Annotated in this window: 22 protein-coding genes, 1 pseudogene and 1 riboswitch; of the genes and pseudogenes, 6 read left to right on the top strand and 17 right to left on the bottom strand. The window is 68.8% G+C overall.

Features of this window, described 5'->3' with window-relative positions:
* Positions 1-146 precede the first annotated feature (146 nt).
* Positions 147-2,396, bottom strand: a complete 2,250-nt coding sequence (parC, locus tag OXQ95_RS14575; RefSeq protein WP_267382168.1) for a DNA topoisomerase IV subunit A — start codon at positions 2,394-2,396, stop codon at positions 147-149.
* Positions 2,397-2,584: 188 nt separating this feature from the next.
* Here parC and OXQ95_RS14570 point away from each other — a divergent pair, with 188 nt between their 5' ends.
* Positions 2,585-3,439: an alpha/beta hydrolase gene (locus OXQ95_RS14570; RefSeq protein ID WP_267382117.1), complete on the top strand. Its 855-nt coding sequence runs from the start codon at positions 2,585-2,587 to the stop codon at positions 3,437-3,439.
* Entirely contained in the window at positions 3,436-4,653 is a 1,218-nt protein-coding gene (gene kynU / locus OXQ95_RS14565; RefSeq protein ID WP_267382116.1) for a kynureninase, read from the top strand. The genes OXQ95_RS14570 and kynU overlap by 4 nt, the downstream gene beginning before the upstream one ends.
* A 3-nt stretch (positions 4,654-4,656) precedes the next feature.
* Here kynU and mmsB read toward each other — a convergent pair whose 3' ends face one another.
* The 10 genes from mmsB to OXQ95_RS14515 all read right to left on the bottom strand — a co-directional run bounded on the left by mmsB (position 4,657) and on the right by OXQ95_RS14515 (position 15,095).
* The gene (mmsB, locus tag OXQ95_RS14560; RefSeq protein ID WP_267382115.1) at positions 4,657-5,535 is read right to left on the bottom strand and encodes a 3-hydroxyisobutyrate dehydrogenase; all 879 of its coding nucleotides are present in this window, start codon (positions 5,533-5,535) and stop codon (positions 4,657-4,659) included.
* 12 nt (positions 5,536-5,547) lie between these two features.
* Complete coding sequence (locus tag OXQ95_RS14555) at positions 5,548-6,324, bottom strand: enoyl-CoA hydratase (protein ID WP_267382114.1); 777 nt, start codon at positions 6,322-6,324, stop codon at positions 5,548-5,550.
* Positions 6,325-6,336: 12 nt separating this feature from the next.
* Positions 6,337-7,377, bottom strand: coding sequence for an enoyl-CoA hydratase/isomerase family protein (locus OXQ95_RS14550; RefSeq protein WP_267382113.1), 1,041 nt, complete (start codon positions 7,375-7,377; stop codon positions 6,337-6,339).
* On the bottom strand, positions 7,374-8,519 hold the full coding sequence (locus OXQ95_RS14545) for an acyl-CoA dehydrogenase family protein (RefSeq protein WP_242097619.1): 1,146 nt from the start codon (positions 8,517-8,519) through the stop codon (positions 7,374-7,376). The genes OXQ95_RS14550 and OXQ95_RS14545 overlap by 4 nt, the downstream gene beginning before the upstream one ends.
* On the bottom strand, positions 8,516-9,001 hold the full coding sequence (locus OXQ95_RS14540; RefSeq protein ID WP_267382111.1) for a hypothetical protein: 486 nt from the start codon (positions 8,999-9,001) through the stop codon (positions 8,516-8,518). The genes OXQ95_RS14545 and OXQ95_RS14540 overlap by 4 nt, the downstream gene beginning before the upstream one ends.
* Positions 9,002-9,006: 5 nt before the next feature.
* Positions 9,007-10,536 carry a CoA-acylating methylmalonate-semialdehyde dehydrogenase gene (locus tag OXQ95_RS14535; protein WP_267382110.1) on the bottom strand — a complete coding sequence of 510 codons (1,530 nt, stop codon included), beginning with the start codon at positions 10,534-10,536 and terminating at the stop codon, positions 9,007-9,009.
* Between the two features lie 68 nt (positions 10,537-10,604).
* Positions 10,605-11,396 (bottom strand): ABC transporter ATP-binding protein, encoded by a 792-nt coding sequence (locus OXQ95_RS14530; RefSeq protein ID WP_267382109.1) that lies wholly within the window; start codon positions 11,394-11,396, stop codon positions 10,605-10,607.
* Positions 11,387-12,355, bottom strand: a complete 969-nt coding sequence (locus OXQ95_RS14525; RefSeq protein ID WP_267382107.1) for an iron ABC transporter permease — start codon at positions 12,353-12,355, stop codon at positions 11,387-11,389. Before OXQ95_RS14525 ends, OXQ95_RS14530 begins: the two co-directional genes overlap by 10 nt.
* A complete protein-coding gene (locus tag OXQ95_RS14520; protein WP_267382106.1) occupies positions 12,352-13,164 on the bottom strand; it encodes an ABC transporter substrate-binding protein in 813 nt (270 codons plus the stop codon). The genes OXQ95_RS14525 and OXQ95_RS14520 overlap by 4 nt, the downstream gene beginning before the upstream one ends.
* Complete coding sequence (locus OXQ95_RS14515) at positions 13,164-15,095, bottom strand: TonB-dependent receptor (RefSeq protein WP_267382105.1); 1,932 nt, start codon at positions 15,093-15,095, stop codon at positions 13,164-13,166. The genes OXQ95_RS14520 and OXQ95_RS14515 overlap by 1 nt, the downstream gene beginning before the upstream one ends.
* Positions 15,096-15,194: 99 nt before the next feature.
* Positions 15,195-15,396: riboswitch (cobalamin riboswitch) on the bottom strand.
* A 117-nt stretch (positions 15,397-15,513) separates the two neighbouring features.
* Here OXQ95_RS14515 and OXQ95_RS14510 point away from each other — a divergent pair.
* The gene (locus OXQ95_RS14510) at positions 15,514-16,029 is read left to right on the top strand and encodes a hemerythrin domain-containing protein (protein WP_267382104.1); all 516 of its coding nucleotides are present in this window, start codon (positions 15,514-15,516) and stop codon (positions 16,027-16,029) included.
* 70 nt (positions 16,030-16,099) lie between these two features.
* Here OXQ95_RS14510 and OXQ95_RS14505 read toward each other — a convergent pair whose 3' ends face one another.
* Complete coding sequence (locus OXQ95_RS14505) at positions 16,100-16,741, bottom strand: hypothetical protein (protein ID WP_267382103.1); 642 nt, start codon at positions 16,739-16,741, stop codon at positions 16,100-16,102.
* Between the two features lie 209 nt (positions 16,742-16,950).
* Here OXQ95_RS14505 and OXQ95_RS14500 point away from each other — a divergent pair, with 209 nt between their 5' ends.
* A complete protein-coding gene (locus tag OXQ95_RS14500) occupies positions 16,951-17,298 on the top strand; it encodes a hypothetical protein (RefSeq protein WP_267382102.1) in 348 nt (115 codons plus the stop codon).
* An 84-nt stretch (positions 17,299-17,382) separates the two neighbouring features.
* Here OXQ95_RS14500 and OXQ95_RS14495 read toward each other — a convergent pair whose 3' ends face one another.
* The 5 genes from OXQ95_RS14495 to OXQ95_RS14475 form a co-directional block, all read right to left on the bottom strand.
* Complete coding sequence (locus tag OXQ95_RS14495) at positions 17,383-19,437, bottom strand: EAL domain-containing protein (protein ID WP_267382101.1); 2,055 nt, start codon at positions 19,435-19,437, stop codon at positions 17,383-17,385.
* On the bottom strand, positions 19,434-19,940 hold the full coding sequence (locus tag OXQ95_RS14490) for a GAF domain-containing protein (protein WP_267382100.1): 507 nt from the start codon (positions 19,938-19,940) through the stop codon (positions 19,434-19,436). Before OXQ95_RS14490 ends, OXQ95_RS14495 begins: the two co-directional genes overlap by 4 nt.
* A gap of 48 nt (positions 19,941-19,988) precedes the next feature.
* A complete protein-coding gene (locus OXQ95_RS14485) occupies positions 19,989-20,360 on the bottom strand; it encodes a hypothetical protein (protein WP_267382099.1) in 372 nt (123 codons plus the stop codon).
* Positions 20,361-20,373: 13 nt separating this feature from the next.
* The gene (gene rlmJ, locus OXQ95_RS14480) at positions 20,374-21,204 is read right to left on the bottom strand and encodes a 23S rRNA (adenine(2030)-N(6))-methyltransferase RlmJ (protein WP_267382098.1); all 831 of its coding nucleotides are present in this window, start codon (positions 21,202-21,204) and stop codon (positions 20,374-20,376) included.
* Between the two features lie 106 nt (positions 21,205-21,310).
* Positions 21,311-21,631 (bottom strand): hypothetical protein, encoded by a 321-nt coding sequence (locus tag OXQ95_RS14475; protein WP_267382097.1) that lies wholly within the window; start codon positions 21,629-21,631, stop codon positions 21,311-21,313.
* A 234-nt stretch (positions 21,632-21,865) separates the two neighbouring features.
* Between OXQ95_RS14475 and OXQ95_RS14470 the strand changes: the two genes are divergently transcribed.
* The gene (locus OXQ95_RS14470) at positions 21,866-23,257 is read left to right on the top strand and encodes a DUF4139 domain-containing protein (RefSeq protein ID WP_267382167.1); all 1,392 of its coding nucleotides are present in this window, start codon (positions 21,866-21,868) and stop codon (positions 23,255-23,257) included.
* Positions 23,257-24,213: pseudogene (locus tag OXQ95_RS14465) on the top strand (hypothetical protein); the annotation flags it as partial. The gene OXQ95_RS14470 and the pseudogene OXQ95_RS14465, both read left to right, overlap by 1 nt.

The raw sequence follows: 24,213 nt of genomic DNA, 5'->3' as shown, positions 1-24,213 counted from the left end.
GGAACGAGTTCGATCGTGCTCTTCACGGTCGAATCGTCCGCCAGCATCGCGGCGTGTATCGAGGAAAGAGCGACGGTCATTGTCCCAAAGCAATAACGTCGCTTCGTTAATCCTCTCTAAAGCAGACCCCCGGAAGCCCCGACGAATTACTGAAAACGATTGTCCCGCGGGAAGCCGTTGGGCGGCATCCGCCCCGCCGCGCCGCGCGCCGCGCGCCACAGGCCGAGGTCGCTTTCGGTGCGCGTCCGCCCGCTGTCGCCGCCCATCGGCCAGCTCAACCCCTCGGCGAAGACGAAGGTGATCGCATCCGACAGGCTGGCGTCGCGATAGCGTTGCAACTGCACGCCCTGCCCACGCGAAAGCTCGATCAATTCGTTCAGGGGGAACACCAGCATTCGCCGGTTGTCCCCGATCGCCGCCACGTAATCATGCGCGGGCGATACCGGCCGCACCACCTTCAGCACCGCGCCCGCGCGCGGCGTGACGACCGTCTTGCCCTTGCGCGTCTCGGCCAGCACGTCGGCGACGGGCACGAGGAAACCGCGGCCGTCGCTCGCCACCACCAGCAACCGCTGCACCTTGGTGGCCGGCATCAGCGCGACGATCCCGATCCCGCCATCCAGATCGATCATCGCGCGCACCGGCTCGCCGAAGCCGCGCCCGCCCGGCAGCCGGTCCGCGCCCAGCGTGAAGAAGCGGCCATTCTCGGCAGCGAGCAGGATCTTGTCGGTCGTCTGCGCGTGAAACGCGAAGGCGGGGCCATCGCCTTCCTTGAACTTCGCGGCATCCGAGGCGGCGAGATCGGCATGGCCGCGCAGCGCCCGGATCCATCCGCGCTGCGACAGGATCACGGTGATCGGCTCGCGTTCGATCATCGCCTCCAGCGGGATGTCGCGCGTGGGCGCCGCTTCCTCGATCCCCGTGCGCCGCCGGCCGAGCGGCGTCTCCGGCCCGTAACGATCGCGGATCTTGGCCAGATCGCGCTTCATGCGCGCGCGCTGCTTCTTGGGGTCCGCCAGCAGCGCGGTCAGTGCGGCCTGTTCCTTGTCGAGCTTGTCGCGCTCGCCGCGGATCTCGAACTCCTCCAGCCGGCGAAGCGAACGCAGCCGCATATTAAGGATGGCCTCGGCCTGGCGATCGGTCAGGCCGAACTCGGCCATCATCACCTGCTTAGGCTCGTCCTCGGTGCGGATGATCTCGATGATCCGATCGAGGTTGAGATAAGCGATCAGATAGCCGTCGAGCAGCTCGATCCGGTCGGCGATCTTGGCCAGCCGATGCTCGGTGCGTCGCCGCAGGACGACGAACTGGTGCTCGGTCCACGCCGCCAGCGCCTCGCGCAGCGACATCACGCGCGGGGTGCGGTCCTTGTCGAGCACGTTGAGGTTCAGGCTGATCCGCGTCTCGAGATCGGACAGGCGGAACAGCCCGTCCATCAGCACGCCCGCGTCCACGGTGCGGCTGCGCGGCTCCAGCACGATCCGCACCACCGCATCCGATTCGTCGCGCACATCGGCCAGAATCGGGAATTTCTTGTCGTTGATGAGCCCGGCGATCTGCTCGATCAGCTTGCCCTTCTGCACGCCATACGGGATCTCGCTCACCACGACCTGCCAGCCGCCGCCCTTTTCGCGCTCGATCGTCCATCGCGCACGGACGCGAAAGCCACCACGCCCGGTGACATAGCTTTCGCGGATCACCGCGGGCGGATCCACCACCAGCCCGCCGGTCGGGAAGTCGGGGCCCTTCACATGCGCCAGGATCGCGTCGTCGTCCGCCTCGGGCGTGTCGACCAGCAGGATCGCGGCCTCCAGCAGCTCGGCGGCGTTGTGCGGCGGAATGTTGGTCGCCATGCCCACCGCGATCCCGGCGGCGCCGTTTGCGAGCAGATTGGGGAACAGGCCCGGGAACAGCTCGGGCTCCTGCTCCTCGCCATTGTAGGTGGGGCGATAATCGACCGCCTCTTCGTCGAGGCCGTCCATCAGGTCCATCGCGACCTGAGTCAGCCGCGCCTCGGTATAGCGATAGGCCGCGGCATTATCGCCGTCGATATTGCCGAAATTGCCCTGTCCGTCGACGAGCGGGTAGCGCAGCGCAAAATCCTGCGCGAGCCGCACCATCGCATCATAGACCGACTGGTCGCCATGCGGATGGTATTTGCCGATCACGTCGCCCACGACGCGCGCGCATTTCTTGTAGCCTTGCGCCGGATCGAGCTTCAGCAGCCGCATCGCCCATAGCAGCCGCCGGTGGACGGGCTTGAGACCATCGCGCACATCGGGCAGCGACCGCGCGGTGATGGTGGACAGCGCATAGACGAGATAGCGTTCGCTCAGCGCGCTGTCGAAGGGCGCATCCACGATCGCGTCGAAAGGGTCTTTGAAGTCGCTGGCCATCGTCGGGATCGGCGATAGCATGGTCGTTCCCGTTTTGTCATCCCGCCTGTCCTCTCGCCTCGGCATCTGCCAGGGTGTTGGCGATGCACGACAACCATCCCCCTGCCCGCCCGAACACGCGCTCTGCGCGGCACCTTTGCCAACTTATCGCGCTGTTCGCGTCCGCCCTCCTGCTCCCGAGTCCCGCCATGGCCGCCGCCCCGTTCACGCCGCTCACCTGGCCCGATCTGGTCGGGCGGGCAAAGCCCGTGCCCGACGCCACGATCGCCTATGGCGTCGACCAGATGCAGAAGGTCGATATGTGGCTTCCCGCGGGCGCAGGTCCGCATCCCGTGGTGCTGATGGTGCATGGCGGCTGCTGGACGACCAGCATCGCCGACCGAAGCCTGATGAACTGGATCGCCGCCGATCTGCGGCGCAGCGGCATCGCGGTGTGGAACATCGATTATCGCGGCGTCGATCGCACCGGCGGCGGCTATCCCGGCACCTTTGCCGACGTCGCGGCCGCCGCGGACCGGCTGCGGGCGGACGCGGCGCGCTTCCACCTCGACACGCGCCGCGTCGTCGCGGTCGGCCATTCGGCAGGCGGTCATTTGGCGCTCTGGCTGGCAGGGCGTCGGCACATCCCCGCCGCCAGCCCGCTTCACGCCGCGAATCCCTTGCCGATCGCGCATGTCGTCAGCCTGGGCGGACTGCCCGATCTGGAGGCGACCGCCGCCAGCCCCGACAATGGCTGCGGCACCGACGTGGTCGGCAAGCTGGTCGGAATCGGCCGCGCCGATCCTTATGCGGACACCTCCGTCCCCCGCCTGCTGCCGCTCGGCGTGCCGCAGGATCTGGTCAACGGGCGCGAGGACCGGATCATCCCCTATCGCCTGGCCACCGGCTATGTCGCACAGGCGGCGACAGCCGGCGACCGCGTCGCGCTCCACACCGTTGCGCAGACCGGCCATGTCGAACTGATCGCACCCGAAACGGCGGCGTGGGCCGAAGCAAAGCGGCTGATCGTGGCCGCGCTCGATCCGCGGAAGGACGGCCAGTGACCACGCTCGAACAGGCCCGCACCCGCGACGCCGCCGATCCGCTCGCCGCCTATCGCGATCGCTTCGCGCTGCCCAAGGGCGTCATCTATCTCGACGGCAATTCGCTCGGCCCCTTGCCCCGCGCCACCCCGGCGGCGCTTGCCGACACGGCAGCGCGCGCCTGGGGCGATCGGCTGATCCGCAGTTGGAACGAGGGATGGATCGACGCGCCCCAGCGGCTCGGCGGCAAGATCGCCCCATTGATCGGTGCCGCGCCGGACGAGGTGATCGTCGGCGATTCCACCTCGGCCAACCTCTTCAAGACGCTGGTCGCGGCACTCCGCGTCTCGTCCACGCGCCGGACCGTGGTGAGCGAGGCGGGCAATTTCCCGACCGACCTGCACATCGCCGAGGGCGCGGTGGCGTGCGTGCCCGGCGCCAGGCTCAGGATCGTCGCGCGTGCCGATCTCGCGGCGGCGCTCGATGATGAGACCGCGGTGCTGATGCTCACCCATGTCCACTACAAGACCGCCGATCGCTTCGACATGGCGCACTGGACGCGCGCCGCGCACGATGCCGGCGCGCTGATGCTCTGGGATCTGAGCCACAGCGTCGGCGCGGTGCCGGTGGATCTGGGCGGTGCCGGTGCGGACCTGGCGGTCGGGTGCACCTACAAATATCTGAACGGCGGCCCCGGGGCGCCAGCCTTCCTCTATGTCGCCAAACGGTGGCAGGAGCGACTGGCCAGCCCGCTCTCGGGCTGGATGGGCCATGCCGCGCCCTTCGCGTTCGAAGACGGCTATCGCCCCGCACCCGGCATGACCCGCTGGCTCGCCGGCACGCCCCCCATCCTCGCCATGACGGCGCTGGAGGCTGGGCTGGACCTATGGGCCGATCTCGACCGGAATGCGCTTTGGGCGAAAAGCGCGGCGCTGTGGACGATCATGGCCGAGGCGGGTGCGGCGGCAGGCCTCGAATGCGTGACCGCCAGCGACCCGGCCAGGCGCGGCAGCCATATCAGCTTCCGCCACGCCCATGCCTATGAATTGACGCAAGCGCTGATCGCCCGCGGCGTCATCGGCGATTTTCGCGCACCCGACATCCTGCGGCTCGGTTTCACGCCGCTCTATCTGTCGCATGCCGACGTGTGGCGCGCGGGCGAACTGCTGAAGACGGTGATTGCCGATGAAAGCTGGCGCGACCCCGCCTATGCCGAGCGGCTGGCGGTCACCTGACCCTCACGCGCCGAGCATGCGGATGATGCCCGAGAAATCGGTGCCCCCCTCGCCCATGCCGGCGAATGCCTCGTAGAGTTCGGTCGCCCGCTTGCCCATCGGCGCGTCGAGGCTCGCGTCGCGCGCCGCCTCCATCGCGAGGCGCAGATCCTTCAGCATCAAGGCCGCCGCGAAGCCGCCCTGGTAATCATGGTCCGCCGGCGTATCGGGTCCGACGCCCGGCAGCGGCGCATAGCTCGTCATCGACCAGCTCTGGCCCGAACTGACCGAGGAGATATCGTAGAAGGTGCGCGGATCGAGCCCGAGCCGCTGCGCGAGCAGGAACGCCTCGCACGTCGCCACCATCGTCGCGCCGAGCAGCATGTTGTTGCAGATCTTCGCCGCCTGTCCAGCACCACCCGCACCGGCATGGATCACCGCCTTGCCCATGTCGGCGAGGAATGGCTGCGCGCGTTCGAACCCCTGTGCGCTGCCGCCCACCATGAAGGTGAGCGTGCCCGCCGCCGCCGCACCGATGCCGCCCGAGACGGGCGCGTCGACCATCGCGAACCCGGCCGCCTGCGCGGCCTCGCCCACCTGACGGGCGGTCGCCACGTCGATCGTCGAACAGTCGATCAGGATGGCCGATACAGGCGCGGATGCGAACACCTGCTCGCGGTACACCTGCTCGACATGCGTGCCCGCCGGCAGCATCGTCACCACCGCCTCGGCGCCGTCCACCGCCTCGGCAGCGGACGTCACCGGCAGGCAGCCCGCCGCCCTGGCCTTGTCGAGCGCCGCCGCCGACAGATCGAAGGCGCGGACGTCATGCCCCCTCTTCGCCAGATTGGCGGCCATGCCGCCGCCCATATTGCCCAGACCGATGAACCCGACGCGTGCCATCACCCTACTCCATCACTGTCCCGACCAGTTGCCCGGCCGCTTTTCGACGAACGCCGCCATGCCCTCGCTCTGGTCGGCGCTGCCGAACAGGCCGTGAAACAGCCGACGCTCGAACTGCACACCCATCGCCAACCCGCCCTCGAAGGCGGCGTTGACCATCTCCTTGTTGGCGAGCACGGCGAGCGGCGCCATCCCGGCGATCGCGGCGGCGGTCTTCACCGCCTCCTCCACCAGACCGTCCGCCGCAACGATCCGGCTGACGAGGCCCGCACGCTCGGCTTCGGCCGCGTCCATCATCCGCCCGGTGAGGCACATCTCCATCGCCTTGGCCTTGCCGACCGCGCGCGTCAGCCGCTGCGATCCGCCCATGCCGGGCGAGACCGCCAGCTTGATCTCGGGCTGGCCGAATTTCGCGCTGTCGGCGGCGAGGATGAAGTCGCACATCATCGCCAGCTCGCAACCGCCGCCCAGCGCATAGCCCGCCACCGCCGCGATCACCGGCTTGCGCGTCCGCGCGAACCGGTCCCATCCGGCGAAGAAGTCATGGCCGTACATGTCGGCGAAGCCTTGCGCCTGCATCTCCTTGATGTCGGCGCCGGCCGCGAACGCCTTCGCCGATCCGGTGACGACCGCGCAGCCCTGTTCGGGGTCCGCATCGTAATCCGCCATCACCGCGAGCAGATCGGCCAGCAACTGCGAATTGAGCGCGTTGAGCGCCTGCGGCCGGTTGAGCGTGACGAGCGTCACCCGTCCGCGTCGCTCCACCAGCAGCGTTTCGTAATCAGCCATGATTCGGGTCCTTCATACCGGCGTCCACGCCTGATCCTCGGGCAAGGGCGCGAAGATGCGGTCGATCGCATGATCGCTCACGCCCTCCGGCGTCGCCGGGCTCCAGCGCGGCGCATGGTCCTTGTCGAGGATCACCGCGCGCACGCCCTCGATGAAATCGGGCCGCTGCACGACGCGCGTGGCGACCGCATATTCCTGGCGCATCTCGTCCTCGAACGTCGCCATAGCGTGCCCGTCGAGCAGCAACTTCAGGCTGACCTTCATCGCCTGGGGCGATTTGGTGCGCAGCGTCGCGAGCGTCGCGCGCGCAAAGTCGCCGGCATCCGCTTCCAGCGCGGCCAGAATGTCTTCGAGCACCGCGCCCGCGAACAGCCGGTCGATGTCGTCGCGGTGCGCGAGGATCGCGGCCTCGGGCGGCGGCACGGCCAGCGCAGCGAGCACGGCCGCCACCTCCTCGCCCGCCACGATCCGCGCCTTCGCGTCGTCGAGCGTCGCGGCCGGGAGGTAATGCGTCGCCAGGCCCAGCGCGTGGCATTCGGCGCCGTCGAGCCGCGCGCCGGTCAGCGCGAGATACTGGCCGATCCGCCCCGGCAGCCGCGACAGATACCAGCCGCCGCCGACATCGGGGAACAGGCCGATCCCCGTCTCAGGCATGGCGAATTTCGTGTTCTCGGTCGCGATCCGATAGCGGCAGGGCAGCGCGACGCCGACGCCGCCACCCATCGTGATCCCGTCCATGAAGGCCATGGTCGGCTTCGCATAGGTGAACAGCCGGTGGTTCATCCGGTATTCGGCGCGGAAGAAGTCGCGTGCCTCGGCGCCGTCGCCCGCGCCCGACGCGGCGAGCATGCGGATATCGCCGCCCGCGCAGAAGCCGCGGCCCTCGGCATGGTCGATCATCACCGTCGCGACGGCGGGATCGGCGCGCCACGCCTCCAGCGCCTCGATCAGCCCGGTGCACATCGGCGTGTTGAGAGCATTCAGCGCCTTGGGACGATTCAGCCGGATCCGGCCGACCGGGCCATCGAGCGCGACGATCAGGTCCGGCGTCACTGGCGCACCAGATCGCGGCCGACGATCATCCGCATCACCTGATTGGTGCCCTCCAGGATCGAATGGACGCGCAGGTCGCGCCAGAAACGCTCGATCGGATAGTCCATCAGATAGCCATAGCCGCCGTGCAGCTGCAGCGCGCGGTCGACCACCGAGGATCCCGTGTCGGTCGCCAGCCGCTTGGCCATGGCGGCGAAGCGCGTCTTGTCGGGGGCGTTCGCAGTCACCTTGGCGGCGGCGACATAGAGGAGCGCGCGCGCCGCCTCCAGCTCGGTCGCCATGTCCGCCAGCATGAACTGGGTGTTCTGGAAGTTGGCGATGTTGGTGCCGAACTGCTGGCGCGACTTCGTGTAAGTGATGGATTCGTCAAGACAACGCTGGGCACCGCCCAACGAGCAGGCGCCGATGTTCAGCCGCCCCCCGTCGAGCCCCATCATCGCGATCCGGAAGCCTTCGCCAAGGCCGCCTACGAGGTTCTCGCCGGGCACGCGGACGCCGTCGAACATCACCTGGCGCGTCGGCTGCGAGTGCCAGCCGAGCTTGCGCTCGTTGGCGCCGAACGACACGCCGGGCATGTCCTTTTCGATCACCAGCGCGGAGATGCCCTTAGGCCCCTCCTCGCCGGTGCGCACCATGGTGACGTACACCTCGTTCTCGCCGGCGCCCGAGATGAACTGCTTGGAGCCCGTCACGATCCAGTCGTCGCCGTCGCGCACCGCCTTGGTCTTGAGCGCGGACGCGTCCGAACCCGACGACGGCTCGGTCAGGCAATAGCTGGCGAGCCGCTCCATCGTCACCAGATCGGGCAGATATTTGGCCTTCACGGTCGGCGATCCGAACCGGTCGATCATCCAGCTCGCCATGTTGTGGATCGAGATGAACGCGCTGGTGGAGGGGCAGCCATAGGCCATCGCCTCCATGATGAGCGCCGCCTCCATCCGCCCGAGCGCGATGCCGCCCGATTCCTCGCTGACATAGATCGCGGCGAAGCCCAGATCGGCGGCGGCCTTGATCGTCTCGCGCGGGAAAACGTGCTTTTCGTCCCATTCGGCGGCGTGCGGCGTGATCCGGTCGGCGGTGAAGCGCCGCGCGAGCTCCTGGATCTCGCGCTGGTCGGCGGTCAGGTCGAACTGGTCGGTCATTTCGGGCACCTGGAATAACGGAACGATCCCGCGGGACTCTTCGCCTCGCGCACCAAGGTCTGCGGATCGACCAGGGTGAGCGTCTCGGTGTCGCTCCAGCGCTTGCCCTCGCCCAGATAGTCGAGCTTCAGCGACAGGCTGCCCGGCGCGAGCCGGTCCGCCCTGCCGATCGTGGCGTGCGATTCGTAGAAGGTGAGCGCGTCGCCGGAGACGATCATCAGCCCCTTCGCATCACCCCGGCCGGGCACGCAATCCTTGCCGACCATGCCCCAGCGGCCCTGGAACGGCGCAGGGATGCCGGCGACCGGCGAGGGCGAAGGCTGCGCGATCGGCACCATCTGGTTGCCCGGATCCATGGTGAGGTTGGCCGGCACCTGCTCCTGCATGGCGGTGGGCGCCGCGTCGGAGGAATTGTTGCCCGACCCGCTCTTGGAACAGGCCGACAGCGCCAGCGCGGCGGTGGCGAGAAGAAGGATCCGCATGCCGCTCAGCCCATCGTCGGGATGACGAAGGCGTCGTTGACGCGCGACGGGCCACCATCCTCCGACCCGCGCGGCAGCGCCGAGCCGTCGGGCCAGCGCTGTGTGACGGTCTTCACCTTGGTCCAGAACTTCACGCCCTCCATGCCGTGCTGGTTGGTGTCGCCGAACGCGCTGCGCTTCCACCCGCCGAAGCTGTGATAGGCGACCGGCACCGGGATCGGCACGTTGATCCCGACCATGCCGACATTCACCCGCGCGGCGAATTCGCGCGCGGCATGGCCGTTGCGCGTGAAGATCGCGACGCCGTTGCCGTACTGATGCTCGCTCGGCAGCCGCACCGCCTCCTCGAAATCCCTGGCCCGGACGATCTGGAGGACGGGGCCGAAAATCTCCTCCCGATATGCGCTCATGGCCGGCGTCACGTGATCGAACAGGCTGGGGCCGATGAAGAAGCCCTTCTCATGCCCCTGGAGTTCGAAGCCGCGCCCGTCGACGACGAGTTCGGCGCCCTCGTCCACTCCGGTCTGGATCCAGTTCTCGATGCGCGTGCGGTGCGCCGCGTTCACCACCGGGCCGTAATGCGCGTCGTCGTCGGTCGAAACGCCCACGCGCAGCGCGGCGATTGCGGGGATCAGCTTTTCGCGCAGCGCCTCGGCGGTCTTCTCGCCGACCGGCACCACCACGGGAAGCGCCATGCAGCGTTCGCCCGCCGAGCCGAAGGCCGCACCCGACAGATCGGCCACCACCTGATCGAGATCGGCATCGGGCATCACGATGCCGTGGTTCTTCGCCCCGCCCATCGCCTGCACGCGCTTGCCCGCATCGACGCCGCGCCGATAAACATAATGCGCGATGTCGGACGATCCGACGAAGCTCACCGCGGCGATCGCGGGGTGATCGAGGATCGCGTTGACCATCTCCTTGTCGCCGTGCACGACCTGCAGAATGCCCTCGGGCAGCCCCGCCTCGCGGAACAGCTCGGCCAGCCGCACCGGCACCGACGGATCGCGCTCGCTGGGCTTCAGGATGAAGGCGTTGCCGGTCGCGATCGCGACGCCGGACATCCAGAGCGGGATCATCGCGGGGAAGTTGAACGGCGTGATCCCGGCGCCAATACCGAGCGGCTGGCGCATCGAATAGACGTCGATCCCGGGCCCGGCGCCCTGCGTGTATTCGCCCTTCAGGATGTGCGGGATGCCGCAGCAGAATTCGATCACCTCGAGCCCGCGCTGGATGTCGCCGCGGCTGTCCGCCACCACCTTGCCATGTTCGGCGCTGAGGAGCCGGGCGAGCTCGTCCATGTTCTGCTCGACCAGTTCCTTGAAGCGGAACATCACGCGCGCGCGGCGCTGCGGGTTGGTCGCGGCCCAGCCGGGCTGCGCGGCCTGCGCCGCGGCCACCGCGCGATCGAGATCGGCGGCGGTGCCGAGCGTCACCTGCGCCTGCACCTGCCCCGTATTCGGGTCGAACACGTCGCTGCTACGCCCGCCCACGCCGCCACTGGCGCCCGCGATGAAATGATCGATGATACGCAAACGGGCTCTCCTGCCGATCGGCCGCGCCGACTCTGTCGGGCCGCCTTTGGCACAACCGTCGAGCGCTGTCAGCGATCCAGACGCGCGACGGGTATGCCGATCGGCCGCCCCTCGATCATGACGGGCACCACGCGGACGCCGAACACCGCGGCGAGGCGCGCCGGCGTCAGCACCTCGGCCGCGGGGCCGAAGGCGGCGATGCGGCCGTCCTGCAACAGCAGCACGTCGTCCGCGGCCGACGCCGCCAGCATCAGGTCGTGCAGCACCATCGCCACGCCCGCGCCCTCGGCCGCCGCGGCCTTCAGCCGGTCGACCAGATCGAACCGGTGCGCGGGATCGAGGCTGGCGAGCGGCTCGTCCACCAGCAGCCAGCGCGGGCGCCCCGCCAGCACGCGCGCCAGCAGCACGCGCGCGCGCTCGCCACCCGACAGTTCGTTCACCGGCCGATCGGCCAGGGAGAGCGTGACCGTATCCGCCATCGCGCGTTCCACCGCGGCGCGGTCGTCGGTCGAGGGCGCGGCGTGCGGGCTGCGATACGGCAGCCGGCCGAGCGCCACCACGTCGCGCGCCGCGACGTTCCAGTGCACCGTCGCCTCTTGCGGCAGATAGCCGATCCGGCGGGCGCGGTCGCGCGGGTCGAGCCGGGCCACGTCCTCGTCGCCGATCCGCACCCGGCCGGCGGCTGCGGGGATCAGCGCCGCGGCGGCCTTGACGAGCGTGCTCTTGCCCGCGCCGTTCGGTCCCAGGATCGCGGTGAGCCGGCCCGGCCGCAGGATGGCGGACACGTCGTGCAGCACCGGCCGCCGGCCGAGCGTCACGCCGAGCGCCTCGATCCGCAGTTCGCCGCCGGTCAGTTCCATGACGCCCCCCGCGATCGCACCAGCAGCGTCAGGAAGAACGGCGCCCCGATGAGCGCCATCGCGGCGCCCAGCCGCACCTCGCCCGCGCCGGGCGTGAGCCGGACGAGGCTGTCGGCGGCCAGCACCAGCGCCGCGCCGCCGAGTGCGGACGGGAGCAGCAACCCGCCCGGCCGATGCCCGAACACCGGCCGCAGCAGATGCGGCACCACCAGTCCGACGAACCCGACCACGCCCGTCACCGCGACCCCCGCGCCCACGACCAGCCCGGTGCCGAGCATGACGAGCGCACGCACCCGCCCCAGCCGGACGCCCAGCGAATGCGCCGCCGCCTCGCCCAGCGACAGCGCGTCGAGCGCGGTGCCGGTCAGCAGCAGCAGCACGCCGCCCGCCAGCATCGGCGGCACCGCCATCGCGACGTCGCCCCAGCCGCGATCGGTGAGCGCGCCCATGATCCAGTCGATCACCTCCGCCACCGCATAGGGATTGGGCGCGATCGAGATGAGAAAGGCGGTGAGCGCGCCGGCGAAGCTCGTCAGCACGGTGCCGGCGAGAACGAAGGTGACGGTGCCCGGCGAGCGCCAGGTGAGCGCCACCAGCAGCGCCATCGCGAGCCCTGCACCGAGCATGGCGCAGGCAAAGACGATCGGCCCGGTGGCGATCCCCGCCACGATCGCGGCGACCGCGCCCAGCGCCGCGACCGAGGATACCCCCAGCACGGCGGGGTCCGCCAGCGGGTTGCGCAGATAGCCTTGCAACACCGCGCCCGACAGGCCGAGCCCCGCGCCCAGCACGAGGCCGAGCACCGCGCGCGGCAGGCGCAACTGGAGGATGATCCACCAGCGCGGATCGTCGCTGAAGAGGGCCGCGGGCGGCACCCAGACCTTGCCGCACAGCAGCGAGGCGAGGAACAGCAGCGTGACGAGCCCGGCGAGCAGCGCGAGTTTGACCGCGCGGCTCATGATAGCGTCGCCCGGATCGCGGCGAGGCGGCGCAGCGCGGGCACGATCACCGGGCCGCCGCAATTGATGAGGTCGCGCGCGAACCACGCATGGCGGGTATCCTTCAGCAGCGCGCGGCGCATCGCCGCGCCGCGGCTCGGGCCGTCGGGTGCGATGATGATCGCAGGGGGATCCATCACCAGCGCCTCACCCGACAGCCGGCCGGTGTGGGTGAGGCCGTGCCGGGTGGCGGCGTTGGCGAAACCGGCATGCGTCATCATGTCGTCCAGCAGCGTGCCCGGCCCGGTCGCCAGCTCGCCCGAGATATAGAGCAGCGCGGTGGGCCGGCGGTCGTGCCGCGCGACGGAGGCGACCGTGCGATCGATCTCGGCGTTCAGCGCGCGCCCGGCGGCGCGCGTGCCCGTGGCTTCGGCGATCTGCATCACCTGCGCCTCGCTGTCGGCGATCGACGGCGCGAAGTTCAGCACCAAAGTGTGCAGGCCGGCGCGCGCATAGGCCGCCTTGGTGGCCATCGGCGTGAAGCTGCTGGTGATGACCAGATCGGGGTGGAGCGCGATCACCTCCTCCGCCGTGCCCTCGGTGCCGCGGAACCGCCGCGCCAGTGCCACGGGGATCGAGGTCGCGCTCGGCTCCTGCGAATAATGGCTGATCGCCGCGATCCGTGCGGGGGGCACGAGGCGCATCAGCACCGCGTCCGCGCACGGATTGGTCGAGACGATCCGCATCGGCACCGCGCCCGCCCGCGGCGGTGGCGCGGCGGGCACGGGCCCGCACGCACCGAGCAGCAGAAGGGCGCCGAGCGCGCGCATCAGTCGAGCGACACGCGCACGCCGCCATAGGCCGCGCGGCCATAGGTGCCATAGCCGGCGATCACGCGGTAGGATTGGTCGGTGACGTTGTCGACGCGTCCATAGACCGCGATCCGCCGGTTGATCGGCATCTCGGCGCGCACCCCCAGCAGCGCATAGCCGTCGAGCCGGACGGTGTTGGCAGCATTGTCGAAACTGTCGCCGACGGCGGTGACGGTGCCGCCGATCTGCAGCCCGAAGGGGAAGCGGTAATCGACGTTCGTGCTGATCGTCTGGTGCGGCCGCCGCGCGAGATCGAGCCCATAGGCCGTGCCCGGCGTGCGGTTCTTCGCATCGATATACGAATAATTGGCCGAGAATGTCAGCGCATCGACGGGCTTGAGCGCCAACGTCAGTTCGACGCCATCGGCGGTCGCGCGCGCGATATTGTCGTACACGCCGAACGCGCGATCGACGCAGATGCTGCCGCTCGTCAATTGCTCGAGCCGCGTGCACGAGCGGAAGGTGATCTGGTTGCGCGTGATCCGGTTGAAATAGGTGGCGCTCGCCACCGCCCGGCCGCCGAGCAGCGACTGTTCCACGCCCAGATCGTAATTGCGCGCGACCTCGGGCGAGAGCCGCGTGTTCCCATAGGCGCTGTAGAGCTGGTAGAGCGTCGGCGCCTTGAAGCCCTCGCCATAGCTCGCGCGCAGCGTCGTCCCGGTGCGAAGCGCCAGCGCCGCATCCGCGCCGAAGCTCGTGTGGTTGCCGAACGTGTCGTGATCGTCGTTGCGCACGCCGCCGGTGATCGTCAGCTCGCGGATCGGCTTCACGATCGCCTCGCCATAGACGCTGGTGATGCCGGTCCGCTCGGTGGTGAAGCCGTCGTAGAAGCGACTATTCTCGCGCTCTGCCCCGCCGACGAGGCGGATCTGCTGGGTCAGCGTGAAATCGCCCTGATATTCATACCGCTCGCTGCGACCGCGCGCCAGGAACGTCTCGGTCGGGTCCTGCGTCGGATCGTAATTGTCGCGGTTGATGTCGGCGATGGTGAACGCGATCCGGTTGCGCAGGCGATCGCCCAGCAGGTTCGCGTGAAGCCCGGCATAGCCGTAGATCTCCTGCGCGGTGCCATATTCGGAATCGTCCGCCAGCGTATAGTTGGGGGGCGGGAAGCCGTCGAAATTCGCCTTGCTGTGCGCATAATAGCCGCGCAGATCGATGCCGATGCCCGGTGCGATCTCGTAATCCAGCCGCCCGGTGCCGCCGATCTGCTCGTAACCGTCGCGCTCGGTGCCGATCGCCGCGGCCGAGATGCCGTCGGTGCGCAGATAGCCCGCGGTCAGCGCGCCCGACAGGTTGCCGGTCGCCCCCGACAGCCCGGCGCTCGCAAACGCCGTGCCCGCATAGCCACCTTCGGCGCGCGCGCGCGCGTGGAGGCCCTCGGTCGGCGTCTCGGTGATGATGTTGACGACGCCGCCGATCGCCTGGCTGCCCCAGGGCACGGCGTTGGGCCCGCGGAGCACCTCGATCCGCGCGACCGAGGCCGACAGCAGGTTGGCGAAATCATAGCCGCCGCTCGCCGACGACGGATCGTTGACGCGCACGCCGTCGATCACCACCAACGTCTGCTCCGCCTCGGCGCCGCGGATGCGCACGCTCGTCAGCGTGCCGATGCCGCCGTTGCGCGTGACCGTGACGCCCGGCGTCGTCGCCAGCAGGTCGGACAGCACGGTCGTCTGGCGGCGCTCGATCTCGGCGCGGTCGATCACGGTGACCGCCTGCCCCACCTCGCGCGCATCCTGCGGCACGCGCGAGGCGGTGACGATGACGTCGGTGCCGGGGGCGACGCTGTCGAGCCCGGTATCGGCGGGCGCGACCTGCGCGGCGGCGGGCGAGGCGATCAGCGCGGCCGGGATCAGCGCGGCGGAGATCAGGAAAAGGGACTTCACGTGGGCACATCCTCATAAGGACCGCGCGCGGAAGTGCGAGCGGCCGGATGTCGCTCGCTCGAGGGAATGCCTCGTCCGCACCGGAGCTCCCGCCCGTGCAGTGGATCGACCGTGAGAGGCAGGTCTCCTGGCTTCCGGGTCGCCGCGCCCACCCCGCCTTCCCAGGCCGTGGCCCAGTGGCATATCGGGGTGGCCGCTATCCGGTCACAGTTGCGGGTACAGCGCCGGCCTCGCGGATATTCCCGCTGTCCCGGCTTCCCTTTTGATCCCGTCGCCGGGAACCCTTCACAGCGGCGCCCCTAGCCGCGCGGGCGGGCAGCGTCAACGCGCGGCCTTATCGCGGGGCGCCGGGAACATCCCGTGCGCGCGCCGGTTCCTGATCGCGATCAAGGGCTCATCACGTCCAAGGGAGGCGTTCATGGATATCTGCAATCTCATCCTCGAAGACCATGCCGAGCAGCGCAAGCTGTTCGCCATCATCGAGGAGATCGGCACCGACGACACCGAAGCGCTGGGCTCGGTGTGGAACCGCCTTCACGGCCTGCTCGACACGCATGCCGAGGCCGAGGAACGCTATTTCTACCCGACCGTGGTGCGCCGCGGCGAGGGCGCGGGCGATGCCGACGACATGCACGAGGAGGTGGAAGACGCGATCGACGATCATAACGAGATCCGCGACGCCGCCGCCGCGGTCGCCAAGGAGCAGGTGGGCACGAAGGCGTGGTTCGACGCGGTGGACAAGGCCAACCTCGTCAATTCCAAGCACATGGCGGAGGAGGAACGCCAGGGCATGACCGATTATCGCCGCCATACCAGCGCCGAGGAACGCCATGCCGCCGCGATCAAGTTCGCCGCGTTCGACGCGAAATATCTGACCGGCGTGAAGGCGGTCGACAAGGACCCAGACGCTTATATCGACGAGCAGAAAGGCTGAGCGGACCGGCCCGCATCCGGGTCGCCATCGTCAGCGGGAGACGCCCTGTCCGGGCGTCTCCGCCGAATGCTCAACGCTGGTCGGGGCTCGAGAACGCCACCGGATCGAAGCGCGCGGGCGACACGCGCGGCGGCGGGGTGGTGGCATCGGGCCTGACCAGCGCGGCTTGCTGCGCATCGGGCTGGGCCGCGAAGTGCAAGTCGTCCGCGAGATAAGCGGTCACCATGGTGTCGGCGGCGAGCCGGCCGCTGGTGCCGTGGATGAGGAACATCGGCCATGCGACCACGACGCCGCCGCCGATCGCCAGCACTTCCTGCCCCGTCCCCTTGCGGGCGAGGCGCCCCGAAATGCGAACCGGGCCGCTCGGCGTCTCCACATAGTCCAGCCGGATCTCCAACTGTCCGCTTTTGCCGAAATGGCCGTTGCGTTCCGAACGCATGACCTCGCCGACCGCCATCGACCCCACCGGCACCACGACCTGCCCGCGATAGAGGAGCGGTTCGGCGACTTCGAGATAGAAGCGGTCGCCGGCGTGATTGTCCTTGGTGTTGAGCTCGACTCGCGACGTCAGGCGCAACGGCGTGCCCATCGGGAAATAGGAGCGCGCCGCGTTCGTTTGAACGGGCGCGGACCAGTAGACGCTATATTGCGCGCCGGCGGCCGAGGGCATCAACGACAGGAGCGCTAACCCCGCATACGATATCGGTTTCATCGAAGGCCCACCCCGTTCATGACGGCACCACGATAGGATCTCCGGATTGACCGGGTTTTACGAATTACGCTGAACCCGTGTTTAAGGATCGGCGGCCCCATCCGCGCAGGCGCTTTTGCGGGACGACGCGCCGTCGACGGCGTCGAGGATGGGACAAGGGCGCCGCGACGCTATAGGCTGGCGACGATCATCCGGCATCGGCGAGAGACATGGCCCGCAAACATTCGAAACATGATCCCCGTGAAGACCTGCGCGACGCGGCGGAGTCGAATGCGGTGGCGGCGGCGCCCGTTCCGTGCTGGCTGTGCGGCCGCCCAACCGGCAAGACCATCGTCTGGCACCATCCCGTTCCCAAGAGCCGCGGTGGGCGCGACGTGGTGCCGATGCATGCGATCTGCCAGCAGACGCTGACCGCCAACTTCACCAATTCCGAACTGCAGCGCGCCGGGATGGATGCGGAGGCGCTGCTCGCCAACCCGAACGTCCGCAAGTTCGTCGACTGGGTCGCCAACAAGGATCCGGATTTCACCGCGACCGTAACGCGGAAACAGCGCTGACCAGGGGTCGAGCTACCGCGTGCGACAGGCCGTTCGACACGTTCGGAGCGAACGCTGCGGGCAGGACGTCGGCCTGGAACAGGCCTATCCGACCGCAGATCCCGATTCGACCGCTTGCGGCTTGAGGAGCATGATCCGACGAACCTGATCGGCGCTCACCAGCGTGCGGGACGGTCGTCCGATCAGATAGCCCTGGATCGCCGAGCAGCCTTCGCGCGAGACGATCGCCAATTGCGCCGGCTGTTCGATCCCCTCGGCGAGCACGGGCATGTTCAGCGTGACGCCGAGCGCCGCCACCGAGCGCAGGATCGAGACCGCCTGTTCGTCCCGCTCGATCTCGGCAACGAACGACGCGTCCAGCTTGATGCGATCGAAGGGAAAGGATCGCAGAACGTCCAGCGACGAATAGCCTACGCCGAAATCGTCCAGCGCGATGGCGAGGCCCATCGTCTTCAACGCCCGCAGTTGCTCCAGGGCGAAAAGCCGATCGTGGATGATGGCGCTTTCCGTCAGCTCCAGCGTAAGGCGCTCGGGTGCGAGGCCGCTGTCCGCGAGCGCGCTCCGCACCGTCTCGATCAGCCGCGGGTCGGCCAGGTGCTTGGGCGAAAGATTGACCGAGACGGCATGGCGGTTCGGCCAGAGCGCCGCCTCGAAACAGGCCTGCCGCAAGATCCAGATGCTCAGCGGCACGATCTCGCCGCTCTCCTCGGCGAGCGGGATGAACGAGGCCGGCGGGATCAGCCCCTTCGCCGGATGGTTCCAGCGGACCAGCGCCTCATAGCCGGTGATGGCGCCCGTCTCGATCGACGCCTGTACCTGATAGTGAAGCTCGAACGCTTCCGTCAGGAGCGCTTCGCGCAGATCGGCCACCAGCTCGCGGCGTTCGCGGACGGCATCGTCCATCTGCGCGTCGTAGAAACAGGGTTCGGCCGATCTGGCCGATTTGGCCCGGTACATCGCCAGGTCCGCCTTCGCGAGCAGCTCGTCGGGGTTGAAGCCATCGTAAGCGGCCATCGCCACGCCGATATTGGCGCCGATCGCGGCCGTGAACCGGTCGAAGACGAAGGGCTGCTCGAAGGCATCGCGCAGGCGCGCGAGAAAGCCGTCGAGTTCGCTGCGCTGGTTGAACGAGATGACCGCGGCGAATTCGTCGCCACCCAGGCGGGCGATACACTCGCCGCTTCGCAGCATCGCAGACAGGCGTGCGGCCAACGCGATCAGGAGCTGGTCGCCCGCCTGATGGCCATAGGTGTCGTTCACGACCTTGAAGCGCGACAGATCGAGCATGGCGACGGCCATGCAGGGATAGCCCTCTTTCACGAGAAAACGGCGTTCCAGTTCCTCGGTGAAGCTCATCCGGTTCGGCAGATCGGTCAGGCCGTCGTGCAGCGCCATGCGCCGCAGGCGGCGATAGGATTCCCCTTGCGTGTGGCCATCGATCAGCGCGCTGATGGCCGCGCAGCCGACGACGATGAGCGCGCCGATCGTCGTGGTGAAGGCCAGGGCGGCCATGGTGCCGTCGGAGAGACCGTCGCCCATGCGCAGCACGGTGATGTCCATCGCCGCCATGCCGGTGAAGTGCAGCGCGGCCACCGCCAGCGCCAGCAGCGACACCGCCGCGCTCCGACGACGACGATGCTGGCTGTTCAGGACGCGAAATGCCGCGGCGCTCAGCACGACCGACAGGACGACCGATGCGGCGACATAGCCCCATCGCCACGACACGATGCCGTCGACGCGGTAGGCCGACATGCCGAGATAATGCATGATCGCGACGGCAAGCCCGATGATGCCGCCGCCCAGTGCGCCCGCCGATGGGCGGCGTCTTGCCGCGACGGCGAGACCGGGTGCCGCCACGACGATGGCCACGAGCAGCGACGCGAGCGTCAGCATCGGGTCGAGCACGACCGGCGCGGTGGTGCGAAACGCCATCATCGCCACGAAATGCGTGGCCCACACCATCGTGCCGGTGGCGACCGCCGTCAGCCCGATCCATCCCGTCCGGCTGTGCCCGGAAGCCGAGCGGATGCGGCCGAACAATTGCACCGAGGCAGCGGAGCCGATCAGGCAGACGACGAGCGCCAGCGCCACGAGTCTGAGATCATGCTCCTGGGCGATGCAGAGCGTGATGCGCATCATGCCGCATCACCGACGAGATCGAGCCGGGCCTCCAGCGCCAGCGAGGCTTGCCGGGCGAGACCGAGCAGATAGGCCTTCTGGTCGCCCGACGCGGGTTGCCGCGGCACCGTGTCGAGCACGCACAACGCGCCGACATCGACTCCGCTCAACAGGCGCAGCGGCGCCCCGATATAGTAGCGGACGTGAGGAGCACCGGCGACCACGGGCAGTGATGCGAAATCCGGATCGCTTTGCGGATCGCAGATCTCGAGCAAGCCGGATCGGTCGAGCGTGAAGCTGCAGAACCCCTCGTCCCGGTCGATACAGTCGATTTCCAGACCGTGCGTGGCCTTGAACCATTGCTGCTGGCCGGAGATCAGCGACAGGAGCGCGATGGGCGCGTTGAACGCGCGCGCCGCGGCATCGACGAAGCGATTGAAGCCCGGCTCGGCCGGCGTGTGCAACAGCCCGGTTCCCCGCACCGCCGACGTTCGGCGCCGCTCGCGGAACATGCCTTGGAACATCTGCGACTTACCTCACGCGGCCAACCGTCGGGCCATGGCGCATGCAGGTTAACAATCCGTCTTGCGCCAAGCGTTCGGTTGAGCCTCAGGCGCAATGCTCTTCCAGAATGCGATCGCCGCGATCGATTGCGTCCGGAAAAACCGTGGATCGCGCGCGCCATCGCCCCCCGATGAGGGTGCCGCACGCCTCGTGATCGCCATCGTTCCGCACCACGCGCAGGTGCGGCGTCGTCTCGCTCCGGCCGGAACAAGGGCGAGAGCGACGGTCATTTCGACATCGCCTACGAACGCGAAAGCATCATCCGGGCGCCCGGCAAGTCGCTGGACGCCCTCACGATCCCCGATCTGCGGCGCCTTCAACAGGAAGGCGAATTCGAAGCGACCTATCTGCGCATCGGCGAGCGCGCGCATGATCGTCACGCGCCGATCCGCTTCAACCGCCCAACCAGTCGGAGGCGATCTCGCCTCTATGCCCCTCCGGCGCCAGCACGACGCGCAAGGCTTCCAGCAGAGGCGGCAGCGCCTGCGTGAAGGCATAGGGCGGGTTGACGATAAAAAGGCCCGCGCCGTTGTAGATGCCGGGCTGATCGCTGTCGTACAACCAATGCTCCACCCAAAGAAATTTCGGGATGCCCAGCGCGCGTAACCGCTCCTTCCATTGCCGATGCGTGGCGCGGTCCTTCAGCGGATACCAGATCACCGTCACGCCGTGCGCCCATTTGCGGTCAGCGGCGGCGAGCGTGGCGGTGATCCGTGCGCGCTCGTCCGTCTGCTCGTAGGGCGGATCGACCACCACCAATCCGCGCGCGGTGCGGGGCGGCAGCATCGCCAGCCAAAGCTCGTAGGCGTCGCGCTCATGCACGGCAGCAGACATGTCGCGCATCGTGCGGCGCAGGGCGTACGCATCCTCGGGGTGTTTCTCGTTCAGGATCAGGACGTCCTGTGGGCGCAGAAGCTGCGCCAAAATCCGCGGCGAGCCGGGGTAGAGGTGCGGCGCGGGTCCGACATTCACCGCCTGGACGGCGGCACGGTAATCGTTCAGCAAGGGGTTCGGGTCGGCAAAGGCGCGCAGCACGCCTTGCACGGACTCGCCGGTGCGTCGCGCGTCCTCGCCGCCAAGGTCGTACAGCCCGCAGCCCGCATGGGTGTCGATCAGGGTCAGCGCGCCCTGTTTTTGCTGCAAGGCGTGCACCAGCGCGATCAGCAGGCTGTGCTTCACGACATCGGCGCTATTGCCGGCATGGAAGGAATGTCGATAATTCATCGGGGTTCGAAGATCTTGCGATCTGCCTTCAGATGGGCTGTCGGGCACGCTTGGAGCGCGAGGCGATCAGGCACCGAGACGTCTGCTCTTGCCCGCATCGGCGGCGTCAATTGCCTTCGGCATCGACGGTGAACACCATCGGCTTGCCCCGAGACGTCGGCTCCCAACCGGCCGACAGAGCGGCGCGCACGCACCGCGAGATCGTCGCGTCATCGAGCTGAATCCGCCCGCGCGGCAAGCCCTTCAACAGCCGCTTGGGCGGCGGAAACTCCACCCAAGCTTCGCGTTTGGCATCGCGCTGGAGAAGGGCGATCGTCATTCCTTTCCAGCCTCCGTCATCCGACTGATGCGGCTCACGCTGGAGGCGCCAATCATAGAGGGCGCCATCGACATCGACGGTGCCGCTGTTGCTTTGGGATTTCGCCATGAAGGCGGTTCTAGCACGCCGGCACGGCCGCAGCATAGATTTGGGGCGGAGAGGCTCACGGCCCCGGATGGCGGACGTTCAGGACCGGGCAGCCTTCCCTTGCGACGAGCCGCGTCCGTTCCGACGGCCGCCCCGGCACTGCCGCGTTGCCTCTGCGGCCCGGCTGCGCCATGGATAGGCCGATCAGGGGAGGATGGCGTGGGCAAGAACTTCTGGCGAGCGGCTTGTCTGGCGATGCTGCTCGGATCGACGGCGGCTTTCGCCCAGCAGCTCCCCCCGCCCGCCGACGCGCCCGCCGCGGGCAGTGCGCAAGGCGACGTGTCGGTGACCATCTACAACAACGACGTCGCACTGGTGCAGGACGTGCGCCAGCTGACGCTGGGAAACGGGCGGGTGCGGCAAAGCTTCCCGGACGTCAGTGCGGCGATCCGGCCGGAAACCGTGTCGCTGGTCGTGCCCGACGCCGCCATCGTCGAGCAGAATTTCGACTATGACCTGCTCAGCCCGTCGAGCTTGATGGAAAAGGCGGTGGGCGAAACCATCACGCTGGTGTGCACCAACCCCGCCACCGGCGCCGAGACGCGCGAGCGGGCGAAGGTGCTGGCCGTCAACGGCGGCGTGGTCATCGAGGTGAACGGCCATGTCGAGGTGCTGCGCGACGACGGGCTGCCGGTCCGCGCGATCTTCGACAAGGTGCCGGATGCGCTCAGGGCGCGCCCCACGCTGTCGGTGACTTTGGCCAGCAGCCGCGCGGGCACGCGGCCGGCGACGCTCTCCTATCTCAGCCGGGGCCTCGGCTGGAGCGCGGACTATGTCGCGCTGTTCGACGACAAAAGCGGAACGGTGGACGTGCAGGGCTGGGTGACGCTGAAGAACACCAGCGGCACCACCTTCTCGCACGCCAAGACGCTGCTGGTCGCCGGCGAGGTCGGGAGCACTGACGACAATAACGGCGACTACACGCCCCGGCGGCGGCGGGCGACGCGGACCGTGACAGGCACCGAGAGCGCAGCGCGCGAACAGCTCGGCGACTTCTACCTCTACCCGCTGGCCGAGCGCACCACGATCGCCGACAAGCAAACCAAGCAGGTCAGCTTCCTGGACGCGAAAGGCGTCGCGGCAAGCGCGGGCTACCGGTTCGAGAACGCCTGGCTCGGCAGCTCGGACACGCCGCGAAGCGCGCAGTCGGTGCTGCGCTTCAGCAACTCCGGCGCGGCCGGCATGGGCGACGCGCTGCCGGCCGGCGTCGTGCGGGTCTATGTCCGTGATGCGCGCGGCCAGCCGCAGTTCACCGGCGAGAACCGCATCGAGCACACGCCGCAGGGCTCGACGATCGCGCTGCCCACGGGTGACGCGTTCGACGTCAAGGTCCAGCCGACCACGGTCTCGCGGACCCGGCAGGGCGACAGCCGCTGGCGGACGGCGGTGCGCTACACGCTGACCAATGCGCGGTCGCGGCCGGTGACGGTCGAGCTGATCCAGGGCGGCCTCGATGGGGGCGACGTGCGCGTTGTCGCGGACAGCGCCAAGGGCGAGCGCCGCGATGCCGGAACCTATGCCTGGCAAGTGCCGGTGCCGGCCAACGGCAGCGCCGTGGTGACCACGACCTTCGACACGCGCTACTGATGCCGCACCGGTGGATTGCGGCGGCCGTGCTGCTGGCAGCGGTCGCCGCGACGCCGCTGCGCGCCGAGCCGGTCACCGTCACCTCCGCCGCGCCCGATCGGGTGTCCCTGACCGTCTACCGTGCGCCATATGGCAGGGGCGCAATGGACCTGCGCTTCCTGGGCGGGTTCGCGCTGGTGACGGAAACCCGGCGCGTGCGGCTGCCGCGTGGGACCGCGGTGCTGCGGTTCGAAGGCGTGGCCGAGGGGATCGTGCCGGTCAGCGCGGTGATCGACGGCCTGCCCGGAGGCACGATCGAGAAGAACCGCGACGCCCGCCTGCTGTCGCCGGCCTCGCTGGTCGACGGCACGCTCGGCCGACGGGTCACGCTGACCCGCACCGACAAGGCGACCGGCCGGTCGGTCAGCGAGGAGGCGACGATCGTCGCCGGCCCGCGGCCGGGCGTGATCGTACAGACGGCCGCGGGCATCGAGGCACTGCGCTGCTCGGGCCTGCACGAGCATCTCGGCTATGCGGGGGTGCCGGCCGGGCTGTCCAGCAAGCCGGTGTTGAGCGTGACCACCGCCAGCCCGGCAGCGGCGACCGTCACGGTGCGGCTGACCTATCTCGCCTCCGGCTTCGATTGGCGCGCGAGCTATGTCGCCACACTCGCCCCCGATGGCCGTGCGCTCGACCTGTTCGCCTGGATGACGCTGGCCAACGGCAATGGCGAGGCGTTTTCCCAGGCCGAGGTGCAGGCGGTCGCCGGGCGGCTCAACCGGGTCGCCGTGTCGACGATCCCGCAGGAGGCCAGCGCGCTTCGGCTGGTCTGCTACCCGCGCGGCACGACCACCTCCGACCTGCGCGAGAGCAAGTTCGCGCCGGCCGCGCCAATCGAGCCCGCCGATCAGATCGTGGTGACGGCCAATCTCATGATGGCGCCCCCGCCCGTCTCTGCCCCGCCGCAATTTAAAGCA

Origin of the sequence: Sphingomonas sp. GC_Shp_6 (assembly GCF_026540835.1) — a bacterium.
GTDB lineage: Bacteria > Pseudomonadota > Alphaproteobacteria > Sphingomonadales > Sphingomonadaceae > Sphingomonas.
Note: the sequence above shows the minus strand (reverse complement) of the source record. Positions and strands in the feature narration are given on the sequence as shown.

Coding starts and splice junctions, on each gene's coding strand:
- parC (WP_267382168.1), bottom strand. CDS start 2,396: ATGGCCAGCGACTTCAAAGACCCTTTCGACGCGATCGTGGATGCGCCC.
- OXQ95_RS14570 (WP_267382117.1), top strand. CDS start 2,585: ATGGCCGCCGCCCCGTTCACGCCGCTCACCTGGCCCGATCTGGTCGGG.
- mmsB (WP_267382115.1), bottom strand. CDS start 5,535: ATGGCACGCGTCGGGTTCATCGGTCTGGGCAATATGGGCGGCGGCATG.
- OXQ95_RS14555 (WP_267382114.1), bottom strand. CDS start 6,324: ATGGCTGATTACGAAACGCTGCTGGTGGAGCGACGCGGACGGGTGACG.
- OXQ95_RS14545 (WP_242097619.1), bottom strand. CDS start 8,519: ATGACCGACCAGTTCGACCTGACCGCCGACCAGCGCGAGATCCAGGAG.
- OXQ95_RS14540 (WP_267382111.1), bottom strand. CDS start 9,001: ATGCGGATCCTTCTTCTCGCCACCGCCGCGCTGGCGCTGTCGGCCTGT.
- OXQ95_RS14530 (WP_267382109.1), bottom strand. CDS start 11,396: ATGGAACTGACCGGCGGCGAACTGCGGATCGAGGCGCTCGGCGTGACG.
- OXQ95_RS14525 (WP_267382107.1), bottom strand. CDS start 12,355: ATGAGCCGCGCGGTCAAACTCGCGCTGCTCGCCGGGCTCGTCACGCTG.
- OXQ95_RS14520 (WP_267382106.1), bottom strand. CDS start 13,164: ATGCGCGCGCTCGGCGCCCTTCTGCTGCTCGGTGCGTGCGGGCCCGTG.
- OXQ95_RS14510 (WP_267382104.1), top strand. CDS start 15,514: ATGGATATCTGCAATCTCATCCTCGAAGACCATGCCGAGCAGCGCAAG.
- OXQ95_RS14505 (WP_267382103.1), bottom strand. CDS start 16,741: ATGAAACCGATATCGTATGCGGGGTTAGCGCTCCTGTCGTTGATGCCC.
- OXQ95_RS14500 (WP_267382102.1), top strand. CDS start 16,951: ATGGCCCGCAAACATTCGAAACATGATCCCCGTGAAGACCTGCGCGAC.
- OXQ95_RS14495 (WP_267382101.1), bottom strand. CDS start 19,437: ATGATGCGCATCACGCTCTGCATCGCCCAGGAGCATGATCTCAGACTC.
- OXQ95_RS14490 (WP_267382100.1), bottom strand. CDS start 19,940: ATGTTCCAAGGCATGTTCCGCGAGCGGCGCCGAACGTCGGCGGTGCGG.
- rlmJ (WP_267382098.1), bottom strand. CDS start 21,204: ATGAATTATCGACATTCCTTCCATGCCGGCAATAGCGCCGATGTCGTG.
- OXQ95_RS14475 (WP_267382097.1), bottom strand. CDS start 21,631: ATGGCGAAATCCCAAAGCAACAGCGGCACCGTCGATGTCGATGGCGCC.
- OXQ95_RS14470 (WP_267382167.1), top strand. CDS start 21,866: ATGCTGCTCGGATCGACGGCGGCTTTCGCCCAGCAGCTCCCCCCGCCC.